15 protein-coding genes are annotated in these 17384 nt (G+C 57.6%); 3 read left to right on the forward strand and 12 right to left on the reverse strand.

What is annotated here, in order from left to right; all coding sequences use genetic code 11:
* Positions 1-2 precede the first annotated feature (2 nt).
* The 6 genes from aroK to tapM all read right to left on the reverse strand — a co-directional run bounded on the left by aroK (position 3) and on the right by tapM (position 5708).
* Positions 3-521: a shikimate kinase AroK gene (aroK, locus tag ACW5W8_RS00445; RefSeq protein ID WP_005335014.1), complete on the reverse strand. Its 519-nt coding sequence runs from the start codon at positions 519-521 to the stop codon at positions 3-5.
* Between the two features lie 191 nt (positions 522-712).
* On the reverse strand, positions 713-2938 hold the full coding sequence (locus tag ACW5W8_RS00450) for a type IV pilus secretin PilQ (RefSeq protein WP_498625904.1): 2226 nt from the start codon (positions 2936-2938) through the stop codon (positions 713-715).
* A gap of 16 nt (positions 2939-2954) precedes the next feature.
* Entirely contained in the window at positions 2955-3488 is a 534-nt protein-coding gene (locus ACW5W8_RS00455) for a pilus assembly protein PilP (RefSeq protein WP_498625905.1), read from the reverse strand.
* Positions 3485-4084, reverse strand: coding sequence for a PilO family type IV pilus biogenesis protein TapO (tapO, locus tag ACW5W8_RS00460; RefSeq protein ID WP_019446350.1), 600 nt, complete (start codon positions 4082-4084; stop codon positions 3485-3487). Before tapO ends, ACW5W8_RS00455 begins: the two co-directional genes overlap by 4 nt.
* The gene (gene tapN, locus ACW5W8_RS00465; RefSeq protein WP_139476498.1) at positions 4081-4659 is read right to left on the reverse strand and encodes a PilN family type IV pilus biogenesis protein TapN; all 579 of its coding nucleotides are present in this window, start codon (positions 4657-4659) and stop codon (positions 4081-4083) included. Before tapN ends, tapO begins: the two co-directional genes overlap by 4 nt.
* Positions 4647-5708, reverse strand: coding sequence for a PilM family type IVa pilus assembly protein TapM (gene tapM, locus ACW5W8_RS00470; protein WP_498625907.1), 1062 nt, complete (start codon positions 5706-5708; stop codon positions 4647-4649). The genes tapN and tapM overlap by 13 nt, the downstream gene beginning before the upstream one ends.
* A gap of 299 nt (positions 5709-6007) precedes the next feature.
* Here tapM and ACW5W8_RS00475 point away from each other — a divergent pair, with 299 nt between their 5' ends.
* The gene (locus tag ACW5W8_RS00475; RefSeq protein ID WP_498625908.1) at positions 6008-8479 is read left to right on the forward strand and encodes a penicillin-binding protein 1A; all 2472 of its coding nucleotides are present in this window, start codon (positions 6008-6010) and stop codon (positions 8477-8479) included.
* 48 nt (positions 8480-8527) lie between these two features.
* Here ACW5W8_RS00475 and oxyR read toward each other — a convergent pair whose 3' ends face one another.
* From oxyR to ACW5W8_RS00495, 4 genes are all read right to left on the reverse strand, one after another.
* Positions 8528-9427 (reverse strand): DNA-binding transcriptional regulator OxyR, encoded by a 900-nt coding sequence (gene oxyR / locus ACW5W8_RS00480; RefSeq protein WP_498625910.1) that lies wholly within the window; start codon positions 9425-9427, stop codon positions 8528-8530.
* Between the two features lie 156 nt (positions 9428-9583).
* Entirely contained in the window at positions 9584-11224 is a 1641-nt protein-coding gene (locus tag ACW5W8_RS00485) for a methyl-accepting chemotaxis protein (RefSeq protein WP_498625911.1), read from the reverse strand.
* Between the two features lie 172 nt (positions 11225-11396).
* A complete protein-coding gene (locus ACW5W8_RS00490) occupies positions 11397-12041 on the reverse strand; it encodes a DsbA family protein (RefSeq protein WP_498625912.1) in 645 nt (214 codons plus the stop codon).
* A gap of 75 nt (positions 12042-12116) precedes the next feature.
* Positions 12117-12977 (reverse strand): Vmh family MBL fold metallo-hydrolase, encoded by an 861-nt coding sequence (locus ACW5W8_RS00495; RefSeq protein WP_498625969.1) that lies wholly within the window; start codon positions 12975-12977, stop codon positions 12117-12119.
* 126 nt (positions 12978-13103) lie between these two features.
* On the opposite strand from ACW5W8_RS00495, the gene ACW5W8_RS00500 reads away from it, so the two are divergent.
* Positions 13104-14003, forward strand: a complete 900-nt coding sequence (locus tag ACW5W8_RS00500; protein WP_498625914.1) for a LysR family transcriptional regulator — start codon at positions 13104-13106, stop codon at positions 14001-14003.
* Between the two features lie 66 nt (positions 14004-14069).
* Here ACW5W8_RS00500 and ACW5W8_RS00505 read toward each other — a convergent pair whose 3' ends face one another.
* Positions 14070-14849 (reverse strand): BPSS1780 family membrane protein, encoded by a 780-nt coding sequence (locus tag ACW5W8_RS00505; RefSeq protein ID WP_005362278.1) that lies wholly within the window; start codon positions 14847-14849, stop codon positions 14070-14072.
* A 263-nt stretch (positions 14850-15112) separates the two neighbouring features.
* Here ACW5W8_RS00505 and ACW5W8_RS00510 point away from each other — a divergent pair, with 263 nt between their 5' ends.
* Positions 15113-15934: a peptidoglycan DD-metalloendopeptidase family protein gene (locus ACW5W8_RS00510; RefSeq protein WP_498625916.1), complete on the forward strand. Its 822-nt coding sequence runs from the start codon at positions 15113-15115 to the stop codon at positions 15932-15934.
* A gap of 88 nt (positions 15935-16022) precedes the next feature.
* On the opposite strand, the gene ACW5W8_RS00515 is transcribed toward ACW5W8_RS00510, so the two are convergent.
* Positions 16023-17360, reverse strand: a complete 1338-nt coding sequence (locus ACW5W8_RS00515) for an MATE family efflux transporter (RefSeq protein WP_498625971.1) — start codon at positions 17358-17360, stop codon at positions 16023-16025.
* Positions 17361-17384 lie beyond the last annotated feature (24 nt).

Raw genomic sequence — 17384 nt, forward strand, 5'->3', positions numbered from 1 at the left:
GATTACATACCGATCAGCTTTACAATTTGATTGGCAACGATTTTTGCGCTCTGGTCATCGGTGTGCACAACAAAGTCGGCAACCTCTTCATACAGGGCATTGCGCTCTTGTGCCAGACGTTCCAGCACTTCGCGTGCCGGTTCTTCGGTCTGTAGCAGAGGGCGGCGTTTGTCTCGCTGTGTGCGCGCCAGCTGCTTTTCAATAGTGGTTTCGAGGTAGACCACGATGCCACGAGCAGACAACTTGTTGCGGGTTTCGCGACTCTTGATGGCACCGCCACCCGTCGCCAGCACGATACCCTGCTGCTCTGACAATTCGCCGATCACCTTCTCTTCGCGAATCCGGAAACCTTCTTCGCCTTCAACATCGAACACCCAGCCGATATCAGCACCACTGCGGCGCTCAATCTCATGATCTGAGTCGAAAAACTCCATATGCAGTTGTTCTGCCAGATGTCTACCTATGGTGCTCTTGCCCGCACCCATGGGACCTATCAGGAAAATATTGCGTTTCTCAGCCATGTCTTTTCGTTAGTAATTACAAACTGTACGACCCCGATGAATACTGGATCGGGGTACCTATGAACCTTATCTTGCGATGGATCAGGAGGGGGATTATCTCAATAGATATCGGGACTGGCAACCGCAGCCCTTACGCCCCAGCCTCATTGGGGCGTAAGGTTATATGTGTTTTACCCTCACATGTAAAGCATTCAGAAGGCGTCGGTGACTATCTTGGGCGTCACGAAAATCAGCAACTCTCGCTTTTTGTTCTCGCTGGTGGTCTTGCGGAACAGGGCACCCAATCCGGGGATATCGCCAAGCAGCGGCACCTTGGTCACATCGCTCTTGATGGTCTGCTGATAGATGCCGCCCAATACCAGGGTCTCGCCATTGTTCACCAACACCTGAGTGGTGATGGACTGGGCGTTGATGGAAACCGCATCACCGGTACCGGTCGGTACCGTTTCACCCTTGGTATCCTGGGTCACGGTCAGGTCGAGAATCACCCGATTGTCAGGGGTGATCTGCGGGGTAACCTTCAGGCTCAATACCGCCTTCTTGAAGGTAACCGAGGTAGCACCACTGGACGAGGACTCCACATAGGGGATCTCGGTACCCTGCTCGATCAATGCCGGTTTCTGGTTCGCCGTGGTCACGCGCGGACTGGCGATAATCTCGGCCTTGCTCTCTTTTTCCAGCGCCGACAACTCGAGATCCAGCAAGGTGCCATCAGCCAGACGGGCAACCTGGAAGGCCAAAGTACCGGCCGCATTGGTCACCGGCAGGTTGACGTTCAACCGATCGTCTGCTGTCGGTCTGGTAATTGTCGAGCCACCATTGTTGTTACCAGAGCCATCATTCCCCTCGATGGAACCGGACGTACTGTTGCCATGACCATCGTTTTTGGTCACTCCCCACCGCACCCCGAGCGCTTCATCAAAACCGTCGTCAATGGTCACCATCCGCGCCTCGATAACCACCTGCTTGACCGGAATATCGAGAATATCGAGCATCCGTTTGATGCTGCTGATGACATCGGCGGTATCCTTGACCACCAGCACGTTGGTTCGCTCATCCACACTCACCGCACCACGGGGTGACAGCAACTTGGTACTTTCGGAAGAGAGCAGGGCAGCCACTTCCGAGGCCTTGGCATAGTTTATCTGCAGGTATTCGGTATAGAGCGGGGCCAAATCGGCAACCTGATTGCGGCTCTCAAGTTGCTGCTTCTCGCGTGTTGCGATCTCTTCCGCCGGTGCCACCAGCAAGATGTTGTTATCCAACCGCTTATCCAGACCCCGCACCTTCAAAATAATGTCGAGCGCCTGCTCCCACGGCACCCCATCCAGACGCAGGGTAATATTGCCTGCTACCGAATCTGTAGTTACCAGGTTGAGATTGTTGAAATCAGCGATCAGCTGCAGCACGGTACGGACTGGAATATCCTGAAAGTTCAATGAGATGGGTTTACCCTGATACTGCTTGGATGCCGTGGCCGTTGTCCGCTTTTTCACCTCGATAATGAAGAGTTTGTCGGCCTGATCGTAACGATAATCAAACTGACCATTGATCGACAGCTCAAACAGGGTATCGCTCCCCTGCCGGGATACTTCAACCTGGGATACCGGAGTTGCAAAATCCTGCACATTGATCAGATTAAGCAAGCCATCCGGTACCCGAGTACCATGGAACTTGGCCAGAACGGTCTGGCCACGGCTGCTCACATCGACGGCAGCCGAGCTGTTATCCAGCGTGACCAGAAATTCCCCCTGACCATCCTTGCCACGACGAAAATCCACACCGGTAACCGAATTGAAATAGGCGCCGCCCCCACTGCTCTGATAGTTGTTGAGCACCGGCTTGCTGGCAGGCTGTGTGGCTACCGGAGTAGTCACGGGCGCAACAGGCATAGACCGGGCAACAACCTGAGGATTGAGCAGCGCCGAAGGAGAGGTTGTGGCAACCATCGCAGAGGGTGCTGACACCGGGGTAACCGAGGTAGCGGGTGCAATCAGGGCGCTCTCACCATTGATGAGCCCGGAGGACGCCCCCTCACCCAATGACACCAGCAATTTGTTACCCTGTTGCTGTACCTGATAGGGAGCCAGCTGATCGAGCGCGATCTTGATATCCAGACCGGCACCCTTGCCTTCCACCTTGATATTATCCACCCCCTGGCGCTGGATAGGCAGCGGGTTGACCTTGAGCGCCCCCACCGCACCGGGAACATGCAACAGCAGTTGATTGGGTTGATAAGAGAGACGATCAGTAAAGCCGGTGACCGGCTCACTGAAACTGAGCTCCACCAGCAGTTGATCAGCAAGCAGAGGATTAACCTTGATCTCCTGCAGGGTTACCACTGCCCACGCCTGACTGACAGCGCTGGCGCAAAACAGCAAAGCCACTTTGGTTACACGCTCGATTGTTGTTCTCATTGCTGTTCGTCCCTGATTATTGTTTTTCTTGCACATTGGCCATCGCCAACTGGGTTTCTCTTGTTACCCAACACCCCTTCCCGTCCGGAATGGTTTCCAGCAAGTCCACTGCAGTATCGGTGATTTTGATGACCCGCCCCTGATCAAGCCCCATATACTGGTTGAGCCCGACCCGCATCGATTTGCCATCCGGGGTACTTATCAGAGCCCATAACTGCCCCGACTGACCCAAAGAGCCATGCATCGACAGGCTGGCCAACGAATAATTTTCCAGCACCTCTTTCTCCCGATCCATCAGGGTCTGAGCACAATCAGGCTGTGCCTTGGCACTGCTGGTACTCCCGACCGCCGCCTCGGGCTGGGGAATCATGAAGGGGCTGCGCACCTCACGCTGCTGATAGAGCATGGGGGCAAAGGGCTTCAATTCGGGCAGGGGCTCGATAGGTATGGGCGGCCTTGCTTTGGTCTGGGCGACATAGCTATCCATGTCCTCCTGGCCACCACAGGCCGCCAGCAAGAGGGCAGGCAACAACCAGCAGATGCGTCTCATTGTTTCGGCTCCACTGTTTTACCGTTGTACTTGTAGGTCTTGGCCAGCATCGACATCGAAATCAGCTCCCCTTCATCCTTGCTCTGACCCAGGGTGAAGGAGTCAAGGATAACGATACGGGGCAAGGCAGCCATGTCAGCGGTGAACTTGCCAATTTCATGGTAAGTGCCCACGACTTCGATACGCATCGGTAGCTCGGTTGAAAACTCGTGCTTGACCTCGGGTTCCCAGTTGATCCGGTTCAATTTCAAACCGTTGTCGGTAGCAATAAAGCTGATATCGTCCAGCAGACCGGCAACCTCATGGGTATTGGGCAACTGCTTGAGCTGGGTATCGACCAGTTGCTCAAGCTGAACCATTTGTGCCTTGTATGCCCCCAGGTTGGCAGCCAGCATCGCCTTGCTTTCGAACTGGGCTTTCAGTTCGGTCTCCTTCCCCGCTTCCTGAGTCAAACTGGTCAGTGAGTTGGCAATCACGTAGTAGTAGATGGCACCACCGGTCAACACGCAGCAGAAAAAGATGAAGACCCCTTTTGCCCATTTTGGCCAGCTTGCTATGTCATTGATATCCAGCTCGTTGAGTTGCTGAAGATTCATTGTTGCTCCTTGGCCACATTCCCTGCAGCCGCAGCATTGTTGGCGATCAGGAACATCATGGAAAACTGGCTCAATGACACTGGCGCAACATCAGCCGCAAAAATAGTGCTTATCTTTGATTGACCCAGCCAGCCGGAACCATCAATCCGTCGCATCATGCTGGCCACCCGACCATAGGCTTCGGTCTTGCCATTTACATCAATAATATTGTTCTGCATCGAGAGGGTGTTCAGGTAAACCCCATTAGGCACCAGTGACGGCAATTGATTGAAGAGGCGGACGGGCACATTGCGGCGCATCTGCAACTGCTCTATGAGCTGCATCCGATCGATCAGTTCCTTGCGACGCTCTTTGAGCAGACGGATCTCCCCCAGCTGGGCATCCAGAATAGTCATCTCCTGAACCAGCCGCTGGTTGCGCTGCTGCTGGGCGACGATCTGACGATCAACCAGCCAGTTGGCAAAAAATCCCAGCGCGACCGTGGCCAGCACAAAAATCCCAAGCAAGGCCCCGAACTGTTTCTTTTGGCGCTGGGCCCGGGCTTCACGCCAGGGGAGAAGGTTTATATTTGACATGGTGTGAAACTCCTCAGAGCCAACCCGAATGCCGTCATATATTTAGCGCCATGTACCAGTTCTGCCTCCCCTTTCGGTTTGCCAAACAGGGCGAACAGATCCGGGTGCAACACCTCGCAATTAACCTCTTCTTTTACCTGCACCAACAAACCGGGTAGCAGACTGCCTCCCCCCGTCAGCACCAGTTTTGCGATGTCGCGATAGCCGGACGAACTGCAAAAAAGCTGGATATTGCGCCGCACTTGCTGCAGCAACGAGTTGATGTGAGGCATCAGCACATCCAGCTCATGGTCAACAGGCAAGGTACCTTTGGTTTTAGCCTGCTCAGCTTCATCCAGCGTCATGCCATAAAAAGAGGAGAGCGCCTGGCTGTACTGATCGCCGCCGAAGTTTTGCAAGCGGGAGTAGATCACCTCCCCCTTGACCAGTGCCGCAAAGGTCATGGCACTGGCACCAATGTCGATCACTCCGATTGGCCGTTCACTCTCCAGCAATTCGGGCAGACAGGCCACCACGGCACGCCCCAGCGCATGGGCGCCCACATCCACCACCTTGACGGCAATACCAGCTTCGGCCAAGGCACTGACCCGGCCGTTGACACTCTCGGTGCGGGCTGCGCTCAGCAGCACATCCTGACGATCTTCACTGTTGTTGGTGCTCAGTACCTCAAAATCGAGACTCACTTCATCGAGGGGGAAGGGAATGATCTGCTCGGCCTCCAGTTGCACCTGATTTTCCAGCTCCTTGTCACTGAGACGGGCATCAATCTGGATCACCTTGGTGATCACATTGGAGCCGGTCACTGCGGTAGCGGCATAGTCGCTGTGGCCTGGAATAAGGCGCTTGAGGGTCTTGAGAGATTGGCTGACGCGCTCGATATCCTGCAATTGATAGTCAACCAGCGTCCCTTTCGGGGTGGCAATATCGGCGACCGATTCGAGATGAAGCTTGCCAGGTCGGCCACTGAGGGTAACGGCCTTGATGGTCTGGCTGCCAAAATCAATGCCCACCAGAGGGAGGAGGGATCCCTTGTTAAAAAGCCCAAACATATACACATCCATGCGTTATTTTGTTTTATTCCTGAACAGAGTGTAGGACACCCGATCAGAGGAGTGCTTCACTCATCCTAAATGCTCTAACTATCAATGTCATAAAGTTTATACCGAAAAGTGACCCATCTCGCTTTCTTCATGACAAGTGGCCCTCCTTGGTTATTACTCCCCGTAGTGCTAACCTCTTGCATCCTTTGAGGTGGGTGGCGCGCCACAGGAAATCCTCGAATTTCCGATGGCAAAAGGGCTATACTCTGCGCCCGTTGGCTAATTTTAAGACGATTGGTAGTTCTTCCATGCTGAAATGGCTCGTTCGCCTGTTTATTGTCATGATGCTGGGTGCTGTGCTGGGTGTCGCCAGCCTCATCGGTATCTACTTCTACATCAAACCCCAACTGCCAGATGTCACCGCACTGCGTGACGTCAAGCTGGCAACCCCGATGCGGGTCTACAGCCGGGATGGGGAGTTGATCTCCCAATATGGCGAAATTCGTCGCATTCCGCTACGTCTGGACGAAATTCCGCAACCCATGATCGATGCCGTACTGGCGACCGAAGATGCACGTTTCTATGAGCACCCGGGCATTGACCCGATTGGTATCATTCGAGCCGCATCCGTCTGGGCTGTTTCCGGCCATGCCCGTCAGGGTGCCAGTACCATCACCCAGCAGGTTGCCCGCAACTTCTTCCTGAGCAATGAGAAGACCATCATCCGCAAGATCAAGGAGGTCTTCCTGGCCTGGCGGATCGAGCAGAATCTCTCGAAAGACGAGATCCTCGAGCTCTATCTCAACAAGATCCCGCTCGGTTATCGCTCCTTCGGGGTCGGTGCTGCCGCCCAGGTTTACTTTGGTAAAGAGGTCAAGGATCTGGGACTGGACGAGATCGCCATTATTGCCGGTCTGCCGAAAGCCCCATCCATGCTCAACCCCATCCGCTCCCCCGAGCGCGCATTTGCGCGCCGCAACGTCGTGCTGGGCCGAATGCTGGAAACCGGCAAGATAACCCAGGCCCAGTTTGACGAAGCCTCAAAGATGCCGATCAAGGCCCGTTACCACGGCGCCGAAGTGACCCTGCACGCTCCCTATCTGGGGGAAATGGTTCGCCAGAAGATGGTCGAACAGTTCGGTGAAGATGCCTACACCATGGGGCTACACGTCTACACCACCGTCTCTGCCGAACGGCAGCGGGCGGCCAAACAGGCTCTGCTGGATGGCGTTTTTGCCTATGACATGCGACACGGCTATCGCGGCCCGACGGCGCAGTTGTGGAAAGCGGGTGAAACCAGCTGGGATTACGAACAGATCGTCGCTCATCTTGGCAAGCAGACCACTTATGACCCGCTGATGGCGGCGGTCGTGACCAAACTCGATGACCGCAGCGCAACGCTGGTGCTGAAAAATGGCAAGGAAGCGGAGTTGGGCTGGAACGGTATCAAATGGGCTCGCACCTTTATTACCGACGACCGTCAGAGCTATGCCCCGAAATCGGCGCGCGATGTGCTGAAAGTCGGCGCCCAGATCTGGGTGCGGGAAGAGGGCGAAGCGCTGTTGCTGGCCCAGATCCCGGACGTCAACGCCGCGCTGGTTGCCATGAACCCGAAAAATGGGGCGCTGGAAGCGCTGGTCGGTGGTTTCAGCTTCGAGCTATCCAAATTTAACCGCGTCGATCAGGCGCGCCGCCAGATCGGTTCCAACATCAAGCCTTTCCTCTACGCCACCGCGCTGGAGCATGGCTATACCCTGGCATCGATCATCAACGATGCGCCGATCAACCAGTGGGATCCGTCAAAAGGGCCCATGTGGCAGCCCAAGAACTCCCCGGCCGTTTATGATGGCCCCACCCCGCTGCGTCTGGGTCTGGCCAAGTCCAAGAACGTGATGTCGGTTCGACTGATGCGCGCCATCGGTCTGGATACCTATATCGATGGGTTGACCCGCTTTGGCTTCCCCCGCGACTTCATCTCCCCCCATGAGTCGCTGGCACTCGGTGCTGCCGAGTTTACGCCTCTCGAGGTGGTACGTGGTTACTCGGTTCTGGCCAACGGTGGCTTCCTGGTGACCCCTTACTTCATCGACAAAGTGACCGACAGCCTGGAGAACACCCTCTATCAGGCCAACCCTGCTATTGCTTGCACCAGCTGCGAACAGCAGGCCGCGCCCGAGCAGAGCACACTGCCGCAGTCAACGACTGATGACGCGGCTCAAGATGGCACGCAGACCCCTCTCGCGCCGACTATCGCCCCGCATACCATCAGTGCCCAGAGCGCGTTCCTGATCACCGACACCCTGAGCACCGCAATCTGGGGTGGCAACGGTTGGCGCGGTACCGGCTGGCGTGCCGCCCGTGACCTGAAACGTCACGATATCTCCGGTAAAACCGGTACTACCAACGAATCACGGGATGCCTGGTTTTCCGGCTATACCCCGGACATTGTCGCCACCTCCTGGATCGGTTTTGACAACCACCAGCGTGGCCTTGGTCGTGCCGAGTTTGGTGGTGGCGCCGCGCAGCCTATCTGGATCGACTTCATGAAAGTCGCCCTCAAGAAGGTGCCAGAGCACAAAATGCCGGTTCCCGAGGGGATCATGACGGTGAAAATTGACAGCGAAACCGGCCTGCTGGCAACCAGTGGCGGAACCGACGAATACTTCAAGGAAGGTACCGAGCCAACCCGCTACGCCGCGCCCAGCTCGGATGGCAATCAGGTCTACGGCGGTGACAACCCCGATGTAGAAGGGCCTGTCTCTACCGACGATATCTTCTAAGTCGCTCTCGCGACAGAAGCAAAACCGGCAGCCTTGGCTGCCGGTTTTTTATTGGGCCAACTGCTTGCTCATCAGCGTGGCGATCGAGGCCGCCAGCTCGTTGAAGCAGGGGCGACGCACTGAGTAGTGGCGATAGAGCAGCGAGATGGTACGCCCCGGCACAGGGTCAACAACAGGTCGATAGCTCACCCCTCCCTCATCATGATCGGCAGGTACGGCCAGCTTTGGCACCAAAGTCATGCCACTACCGGCGGCCACCATGTTGCGCAGGGTCTCGAGACTGGTGCCCTTGAAGCGTTGATCTTCACCTATCCCACCAGCGAAACAGAAGCCCATCGCCTGATCCCGCAAACAGTGGCCATCGGCCAGCATCAGCAACTTCTTGCCCTTGAGATTGCCGAGCGGCACCTGTCTGGCCTGCGCTTCGGGATGATGGCAAGGCACCGCCAACCACATCGGCTCATGATAGAGCTGGATTGAACCAAACCCCTCCATCCCAGGCATGTCGGCCAGAATGACGCAATCCAGCACCCCCTCTTCCAGCCGTTTGAGCAGGCTTTGAGTCTGCTCCTCATAGAGGTAAAACTCCAGTTGGGGAAAACGCTCACGCAGGGTCTGGATAATGCGGGGCAACAGGTAGGGGCCCACGGTCGGAATAAAACCGATATGGATCTCCCCTGACATCGGCTCGGAGAAGTGCTGACCGATGCTCTTGAGCTCGCGCACCTCCTTGAGCACCCGACGCGCCTGATGGGCCATGGCATCGCCAGCCGGAGTAAACAGCACCTTGCGCGAGGTACGTTCGATCAGAATGACCCCGAGTTCATCCTCCAGCTTGCGCAGCTGGCCGCTCAGGGTGGGTTGACTGACAAAGCAGCGTTCAGCGGCTTTGCGAAAATGTTTTTCCTCATCCAGCGCCACCAGATATTCGAGATCGCGAAGATTCATACAGCAAGAGTCCTGCCTGGAAAATGGGCCATCAGCATGCACAATATCGTCCGGCGGGACAAGTCATCCGCTCGCGGTGAACCTCTCTGGCTGCGCCTCCAAAACAGAAAAGCCCGATCACCTCGCGGTAATCGGGCTGTTTGACTCGCCGAGGGATTACACCCTGAAACGGCGCACCATCTCCTGCAACTGGGTAGCCAGATGGTTCAGCTCGTTGCACGCCTGAGACATCTGGGTGGCACCAGAAGCGACCTCTTCGGAAGCGTTGCTGATATTGACCACGTTGCGGTTGAGCTCCTCGCTCACCGCCCCCTGCTCTTCGGTGGCGGTCGCAATCTGGATGTTCATGTGGGAGATACTGCTGACCGAGCCACTGATCTGGGAGATGGACTCGCCCGCTTCCCGCGCGGTAGCAACCGTGGTATTCATCAGCTCCTGACTCTGTTGCATGGTAGTGCCCGCCTGTTCGGCACGCTGCTGCAACTCGGCAATGATGGTGTTGATCTGGGAGGTGGAGTCCTGAGTGCGCTTGGCCAAAGTACGCACCTCATCGGCCACTACCGCAAACCCCCGCCCCTGCTCACCGGCACGGGCCGCCTCAATCGCCGCATTCAATGCCAGCAGGTTGGTCTGCTCGGCAATGCCGCGGATCACCTCCAGCACCATACCGATATTGCGGCTGTCATCGCCCAGTTGGCGGATCACCTCGGCGGTGCTCTCTATGGCACCGGCAACCCGCTCGATACGCAGGATGGAATCGTTTACTGTCTTGGCCCCAATTTCTGCCGTTTCACTGGCCGAGGTAGCGGCGCTGGCCGCATCGCTGGTGTTGCGCGAGACCTCCTGCACCGTGGCCTGCATCTCGTTCATCGCCGTTGCCAGCTGGTTCAGCTCATGTTGCTGAGCATTCATGTTGTTGGCTGACTGGCGAGCTACCGAGCTTATCTCCTCTGCGGCGGAACTCAGTTGCACCACAGAGCCCGACACTTCACTCACCAGGGTGCGCAGATTGGTCTGCATTTCACCAAACCCCTTGGCCAGAGTCCCCAACTCATCGTTGTTGAACTGCTGCATATCGATACGAGAAGTGAGATCACCCGCAGAAACCTTGCGGGTCTGATCCAGCAAGGCCATGACCGGGTTGCGGATCTGGTTGGTCAGCAGCCAGGCAATGGCCACCACAAAACCCAGCGTCACCAGACTAACGATGATGCTCATGGTTGTGGCGCTGCTGTAGAGTGCCTCCACATCCTTTGTCATTTGGGTCGCAATCTCGTGATTGATTTCCCGCAAGCGGAAGGATTTTGCTCCCACCTCCTCCAGTGCAGCCCTAGTTTCGTTTTTGCGCAGACTTTTGACACGCTCCAGATCGCCAGCAGCAAAGGCGCTCAGCAGCTCTTCATGTACCGAGAAATACTTGGCCCCTGCCGCAACTGCCTGCTCATAGACCTGTTTCTCTTCACCAGTAGTGAAAGCTAAAGCGCCATATTTTTGGGCGGCTTGCTCAAACTCCTGCCTGGCCTTATTAAAAGTCGCGGTGCGCTCACTTACCTCTTGCTCATCCTTGTTCAGACCAGCGATCACCTGAGCCAACTCTGAGCGCCGCGCATCCAGAATCGCAACATGCATCTGGCTGGCATAGCGGGTTGAGGGTAACAGGTTACCGGTAATGGTCTCTGAATCATGAAAGAGACGTGCCAACTGGTTACTCGAAAACCAGGCCAAGCCCAGCACCAGCAACGCCAGGATGGCGAATCCGGCACTCAATTTCTGGCCGATAGACATGTTTTTGAACATATGAGGGCTTCCTTGAAATGGGTCTGCACTCCCGCCACATCCGCCGGGAATGGTCATATAGAGCATAGCCTGCCAGAAGAAAACGGAAGAATTTCATACCGTTTCTACTTACAGGAGTATCGGCTCACCTCCTCCATTTCTAAAGAGACCTTATCTGTTCACACTCTAATAACTATTCCATCACCTCAAGAAGATGCTGCCGCAATCCTGTTGGGTCACCCAAAAAATCAGCCACTCGTACAGCACTCACTTTACCGCTGTGCATCAACCCAAGGGTGGGATAACCCTGACCGCCCAGTTGTTTCATCCAGCCCTGGCTATCTGCCAGATGTTGCAACAAGGGAGCCTGCAGATAGGCTTGCTGGAATGCCTCGGCAGCAATCCCCTGCTCTGCCGCCAGCGTGGCGAGAAACACAGGTTCACCAATCCAGATCCCGTCCCGATAGTGGGATTGCTGGATCCGGTGCAACATAGTCAGCCCATCGCCTCCCAATGTCGTGACGGCCAAGACCGCACGGATCGGCGGCTCGGAGTCCAGCAGACACCCTTCGCGCAGCAGCAGTTCGTTGAAGTAGCGCTCGCCAAAATGCTGGCCGGTCAGCGCCTCGATCCGCTGATCATGGGGGCGTACATAATCACGCAATGCCTCGCCCATCGGCTGACGGCGGCTACCCAGCCAGAGACCGCCCGCATGCAGCTCGATCTTGAGTCCAGCAATGGTGGCTGCCGCCTGCAACAGGGGGGCGGCACCGTAGCACCAGCCACAGAACGGGTCATAAACATAATGGAGGGTGGTTTGTTGTTTGCTCATCGTCATTCTCGCTTCAATCTTGGATAAAAAACCGGGCCCTGAGGCCCGGTAAAAAAACACAGGGAGAGCAGGCTCAGTGGCTTACCACTTCATCTCGCCGGTATTGACCTTGGCACCGATGGCCAGACCATCGTCAACCGGCAGTACCGGATAGGCCTTTTTCAGAGCCTCAATCAGCTCGCCAGAGTTTTTCGCCTTGGCCAGCTCCTGTTCGAAACGCTCTACATAGTCACGGGTAAAGCTCACAGCGGCAGTGCCTTTGGGAGCCGTGCCCAGGAAGTGGCCCGGCACCACGCGCTCGGGTTTCAGTGCCAGCAGGTTGTCCAGCGCCTTGACCCAGTTGCTGCGGGCCGCTTTGGTCTGGCTGTCCGCCATCCAGACATGCACCCCGTGGTAGACCGGCACACCACCAAAAGCAGTCTTGATGGAAGGGGCCCAGAGGTAGGCATTCGGGGTGTTCATCTCTTTGATTTCAATCTTCTCGCCATCCAGCGTCAGGTGGCTGGCGGTCATCACTTGCGGTACGGTCAGGCTCTTCGGTGCGCCCTTGCCGAGGATCGGACTCCAGTAGCTCAGCTTAGCATCCTTGGTCTGGTTGATGTGGTCAACCACATGCTGGTCGGCCAGCACTTTGACATCCGGGAACGCAGCCATGACCGGCTCCAGACCGAAGTAGAAGTCGGGGTCACCGGCACTGATATAGACAGTGGTCAGCTTCTTGCCGCTCTTCTTGATCATGTCGACCAGCGCCTGGCCATTTTGCACGTCGAACTGGGCATCGATCAGGATGGCCTCTTTGTCACCGGTCACCAGTGAGGAGGAGACCGGGAAGATCGCCTTCTCGCCAGGGTTGTAGACGGTCACGCTCAGGGGAGCGGCCAGTGCGGCGCCACTCAGCAGGGTGGTCGCCAGAGTCAGGTTGCGGATCAGGGTGTTGTTCATCATCTATTCCTCATTAAGTATTCGGGGGTTCATTTGATGGACAGAGTGTATTGGATCTAATAAGGTGCAAATACAGCATAAAAAGCGCATCACTGTTGCACATATCGAACATATAGAGAGCCATAGATGGATCGACTGACCGCCTTGCGGGTCTTCGTCAGCGTAGTCGAACAGGGGAGCCTGAGCGGTGCCGGAGAGAAACTGGATATGTCGCGCGCCATGGTGTCGCGCTATCTGGCCGAGCTGGAGAGCTGGATGGGCGCCCGCCTGCTGCACCGCACCACCCGTCGGCTGAGCCTGACCGGGCCGGGAGAGGAGGCGCTGAACCGAGCCCGCGTCATGCTGGCGCTCGGCGAGGAGATGGAGCAAATCGCCGTGAAGGGAGATGACGCCCCCAAGGGACAACTGCGGATCACCAGCAGCTACTCCCTGTCAGAAGCACTGCTGGTCGGGGCTGCCAACGACTATCTGGCGCAATACCCGGGGACGGCCATCGACATTCTGCTGCTCGACAGAACCGTCAATCTGGTAGAGGAGCGGATCGATCTGGCGGTGCGCATCACCAACGACCTCGACCCCAATCTGGTGGCGCGCCGTCTCGGCACCTGCCACTCGGTGGTCTGTGCCAGCCCGGCCTATCTGGCCCGCCATCCGATACCGCACAAGGTGCAGGATTTGGCGCTGCACAACTGCCTCACCTACACCTACTTCGGCAAGAGCCTGTGGGAGTTCAATGGGCCGGATGGCCCCGAGTCCGTGCCGGTCAGCGGCAACCTGAGCGCCAACATCTCCAACCTGCTGCTGGAGGCGACGCTGGGCGGCGCCGGGATCAGCCTGCAGCCGCTCTACTCGGCTCAGCCCTATCTGGAGCGCGGAGAACTGGTCCCCCTGCTGACCGACTGGCAGCCCAAGCGCCTCGGGGTCTACGGGGTGTATGCCACCCGCAAACAGATGTCGCCACTGCTGCGCAGCTTCCTCGATTTTCTGCTGGCCCGCATGGCGGCCGATCCCATCTGGCAGGAGTAAGCACTCCGCACACCCTAACATAACGAAGGGGCCGCTGCGGGCCCCTTCTTCACTCTGATCCCTTGATCAGGCTTCAAATCCGAATGGTTCTGAGTGCGGCGCTTCCGGCTGCGCACTCTCGTCCAGGAAAATATCCCGATAAGCCACATAGATGGAGTAGTTGAGCGCCGGGATCACCACCAGCAGACCTACCAGCAACAGCACAGCGCCAAACAGCAACAACATGGCTGAGAGCAGCCCCCACCAGAAGAAGGGCCACATATTGCGCCAGCAGCCGAAGAAGCTCAGACGCACCGCCTGGATGATGCCGATATCGTGGTGGTAGATCAGCGCAGGAGCAAAGGTGACCCCCATCAGCACGGGAATGATCAGCAGCATCCCCACCAGCAATACCAGCAGCAGTTGTTGCAACTGGCTCGCCGAGACCACCATGCTCTCGGGATCCTGCGTCAGCAGCGGGAGCAGCCCCCACATGGAGAGCAGACCGAGACAGACGAGACCCACCAGGCTGAACAGCAGCAACACCAGCAGACCGCCTAGCATCAGCGGGGTCAACTTGTGGCGAAAACCGGCGAAGAGATCGGCAAACTGCAGCGGCTCCCCCCGATAGCCCCGAGCGGCGACCGCCACCCAACCCGCGCCCCACACCATGTAGAGCAGCTGGGAGATAAGGCCACCCGCCGGCAGTTGCTCCAGCAGCATGCCCACCATAAACCAGACCAGCACCATGGCTACGCTGATCCCCATCCCCTTGTTGAAGATATCGAACCCGCTGCGAACCCAGAGCCAGCCACGACCTGTCGTGTACCGGGCCGGTGTGGTGCGCAAAGGGGGTAATCCGTTCATATCGTCTCCTCGGAGTGTCGGTGGCATCAGTGCCGGAAGCCGATTCTAGAGGCTGGACACCAGTGACTCAATGGCGAAGCGGGATGTCAGCGACATAAAACCTGACGCAGCCAACCCCGATTGCCCGCTCTTTTCACTACCCGGCACTGGCTGCAACTACGCAGAGAGGGCAAAATCGTCTCCCTGCGCCCGCAGGCCAATCAGCCTGCCCACGGGGCGCACTTTCCGCCATCCCGGGCGTTTTAACATCGAGTAGTATCGTCATGAGAGTTGTGTGTTGTCTGTTGTTGTTACTGGCCAGCCAGTCGGCGTTGGCCGAGGGTTTTATCAGTCGCCTGCTCAACCATCCGGTGCCGGGTGGCGTTGCGGTGATCCCTCTTGGCGCGTCAGCCACTGCCCCCACGGCCCGCTATCACGACAAACCCGTGCTGGTGGTACGTGAAGATAACCAGTGGATCGCCATCGTCGGCATCTCACTCAAGAGCACGCTCGGTATCCAGCAACTGACCACAGGTGATGGCCGTACTCTCGGCTTCACCGTGAACCCCAAGCACTACCGCGAGCAGCACATCAAGCTCAAGAACAGCCGTCAGGTCAATCCGCTCGCCGAGGATATGACTCGTATCAACCGCGAGTTGGCGGAGCAGACCCGGGCTTACCAGACCTTCAGCCCCAACCAGCCAAGCAACCTGATGTTCGACAAGCCGGTCAACGGCCCCCTCTCCAGCCCGTTTGGCCTGCGTCGCTTCTTCAATGGCGAGGAGCGTAACCCCCACTCCGGCCTCGACTTCGCTGTCGGCGCCGGCACCCCGATCAAGTCCCCCGCCGCAGGCAAGGTGATCCTGATCGGCAACTACTTCTTCAATGGCAATACCGTCTTTGTCGACCACGGTCAGGGGCTCATCAGCATGTTCTGCCACATGTCGAAGATCGATGTGAAGCTCGGTCAGAGCCTGCCACGTGGCGGCATCGTCGGGCGAGTCGGTTCGACCGGTCGCGCCACCGGCCCCCATATGCACTGGAACGTCAGCCTCAACGACACCCGGGTCGATCCCGCCATCTTTATCGGTGCCTTCAAGCCCTGAATCGGCAGAACCCGTTAACAAAAAATCCTCTAACAAGACAGGCAGCCCATGGCTGCCTGTCTGCTATCTGCACGTAGAACCTGATTACCTATCCGGCCAGCGCGTGGGCGCCGGACTCCCGACGCATCGCCCGCCACATCACCAACACCAGCAGCGAGCTGCACGTTGGCAATGCCAGCCAGACGCCGGGCACGCCCCACAGGGTCGAGAATCCCCACAAGAAACCGCCGATCAGCACCAGCTTGCCGCCGGTGAGCAGGGAGGCGATGCGAGCCCGATTGATGGCCTGGAAGTAGGTGGCCCCCACCAGCAGCAAGCCCTCCATCGGCAGCCCCCAGAAGTAGAGCCAGATCCCGAGGCTCGCCACCGGCAGCAGGGTAGCGTTGTCCCCGGCAAACAGATAGACCGCCGCCTCTGGCCACAGATAGAGCGGGAACATGGCGCACAGGGCGATCCCCAACGTCACTCCGAGTGCCAGATTGCGGATCCGCAACACCCGCCGCCAGTGACCGGCGCCCGCGTTGAAGCTGGCGATGGGCTGGATACCCATGGCGATCCCCTCGAACACCAGATAGAAGAAGGCCTCGGTGTAACTGATCACCCCGTAGGCCGCCACATGCAGCGAAGTACCCACCGCCAGCAACGCCTTGTTGTGCAGCGCCAGCACTACCGAGAGATAGAGGTACATCAGAAAACTGGAGACCCCGAGGCGCACTGTCTCGCCCATCAGCCGCAGATCGGGGCGCAAGGTGTCCCAGCTTATCCGCAGCTGGCTGCGCGGTGTGAAGAAGTGCCACAGGCAGGCGAGGCCCGTCACCGCCTGGGAGAGCATGGTGGCCGTCGCCACCCCGGCCAGTCCGAACGGAAACACCACCATCAGCAGATAGTCGAGCAGCACGTTGAGCAGGCCCCCGACTACCATGATGAGAGTGACAAAGCCGGGGCGGCCATCGTTGCGCAACAGCGAGCTGAACGCCATCGACAGCACCGCAAAGACACCGAGCCAGGCGTAGGCCTGCAGGTAGGAGAGCCCGGCGGTGAAGATCTCCCCCTCCGCTCCCATCCAGGCCAGCATGGGCTCGCCATAGCGGATCCCGATAAAACTGAGCAGTAGCGATGTCAGCAACACCATCACCAGCGCATTGCCGACGATATGGCGGGCTTTGGCCGGGTTGCCCTGCCCCAGATAGAAGGAGACCAGCGACGAGGCCCCCATGCCGATCAGCGCCCCCACCGCATAGAGCACAGCGCAGGTGGGGTAAGCCAGCATCAGACCGGCCATGCCATCCTGACCCAGCACATGGCCAACGAAGATGCCATCGATGGTGACATAGACGCCGGTGATCAGCATGGCCGCCACGGTCGGGGTTACGTAACGCCAGAAAAGGCGAGATAGCGGGGCTGTGCCCAGATCAACAGCTGACATATTCGACTCGGTGGAGAGAAAGCG

The organism is Aeromonas aquatilis, assembly GCF_054052405.1.

Coding starts and splice junctions, on each gene's coding strand:
- aroK (WP_005335014.1), bottom strand. CDS start 521: ATGGCTGAGAAACGCAATATTTTCCTGATAGGTCCCATGGGTGCGGGC.
- ACW5W8_RS00450 (WP_498625904.1), bottom strand. CDS start 2,938: ATGAGAACAACAATCGAGCGTGTAACCAAAGTGGCTTTGCTGTTTTGC.
- ACW5W8_RS00455 (WP_498625905.1), bottom strand. CDS start 3,488: ATGAGACGCATCTGCTGGTTGTTGCCTGCCCTCTTGCTGGCGGCCTGT.
- tapO (WP_019446350.1), bottom strand. CDS start 4,084: ATGAATCTTCAGCAACTCAACGAGCTGGATATCAATGACATAGCAAGC.
- tapN (WP_139476498.1), bottom strand. CDS start 4,659: ATGTCAAATATAAACCTTCTCCCCTGGCGTGAAGCCCGGGCCCAGCGC.
- tapM (WP_498625907.1), bottom strand. CDS start 5,708: ATGTTTGGGCTTTTTAACAAGGGATCCCTCCTCCCTCTGGTGGGCATT.
- ACW5W8_RS00475 (WP_498625908.1), top strand. CDS start 6,008: ATGCTGAAATGGCTCGTTCGCCTGTTTATTGTCATGATGCTGGGTGCT.
- oxyR (WP_498625910.1), bottom strand. CDS start 9,427: ATGAATCTTCGCGATCTCGAATATCTGGTGGCGCTGGATGAGGAAAAA.
- ACW5W8_RS00485 (WP_498625911.1), bottom strand. CDS start 11,224: ATGTTCAAAAACATGTCTATCGGCCAGAAATTGAGTGCCGGATTCGCC.
- ACW5W8_RS00490 (WP_498625912.1), bottom strand. CDS start 12,041: ATGACGATGAGCAAACAACAAACCACCCTCCATTATGTTTATGACCCG.
- ACW5W8_RS00495 (WP_498625969.1), bottom strand. CDS start 12,977: ATGAACAACACCCTGATCCGCAACCTGACTCTGGCGACCACCCTGCTG.
- ACW5W8_RS00500 (WP_498625914.1), top strand. CDS start 13,104: ATGGATCGACTGACCGCCTTGCGGGTCTTCGTCAGCGTAGTCGAACAG.
- ACW5W8_RS00505 (WP_005362278.1), bottom strand. CDS start 14,849: ATGAACGGATTACCCCCTTTGCGCACCACACCGGCCCGGTACACGACA.
- ACW5W8_RS00510 (WP_498625916.1), top strand. CDS start 15,113: ATGAGAGTTGTGTGTTGTCTGTTGTTGTTACTGGCCAGCCAGTCGGCG.
- ACW5W8_RS00515 (WP_498625971.1), bottom strand. CDS start 17,360: ATGTCAGCTGTTGATCTGGGCACAGCCCCGCTATCTCGCCTTTTCTGG.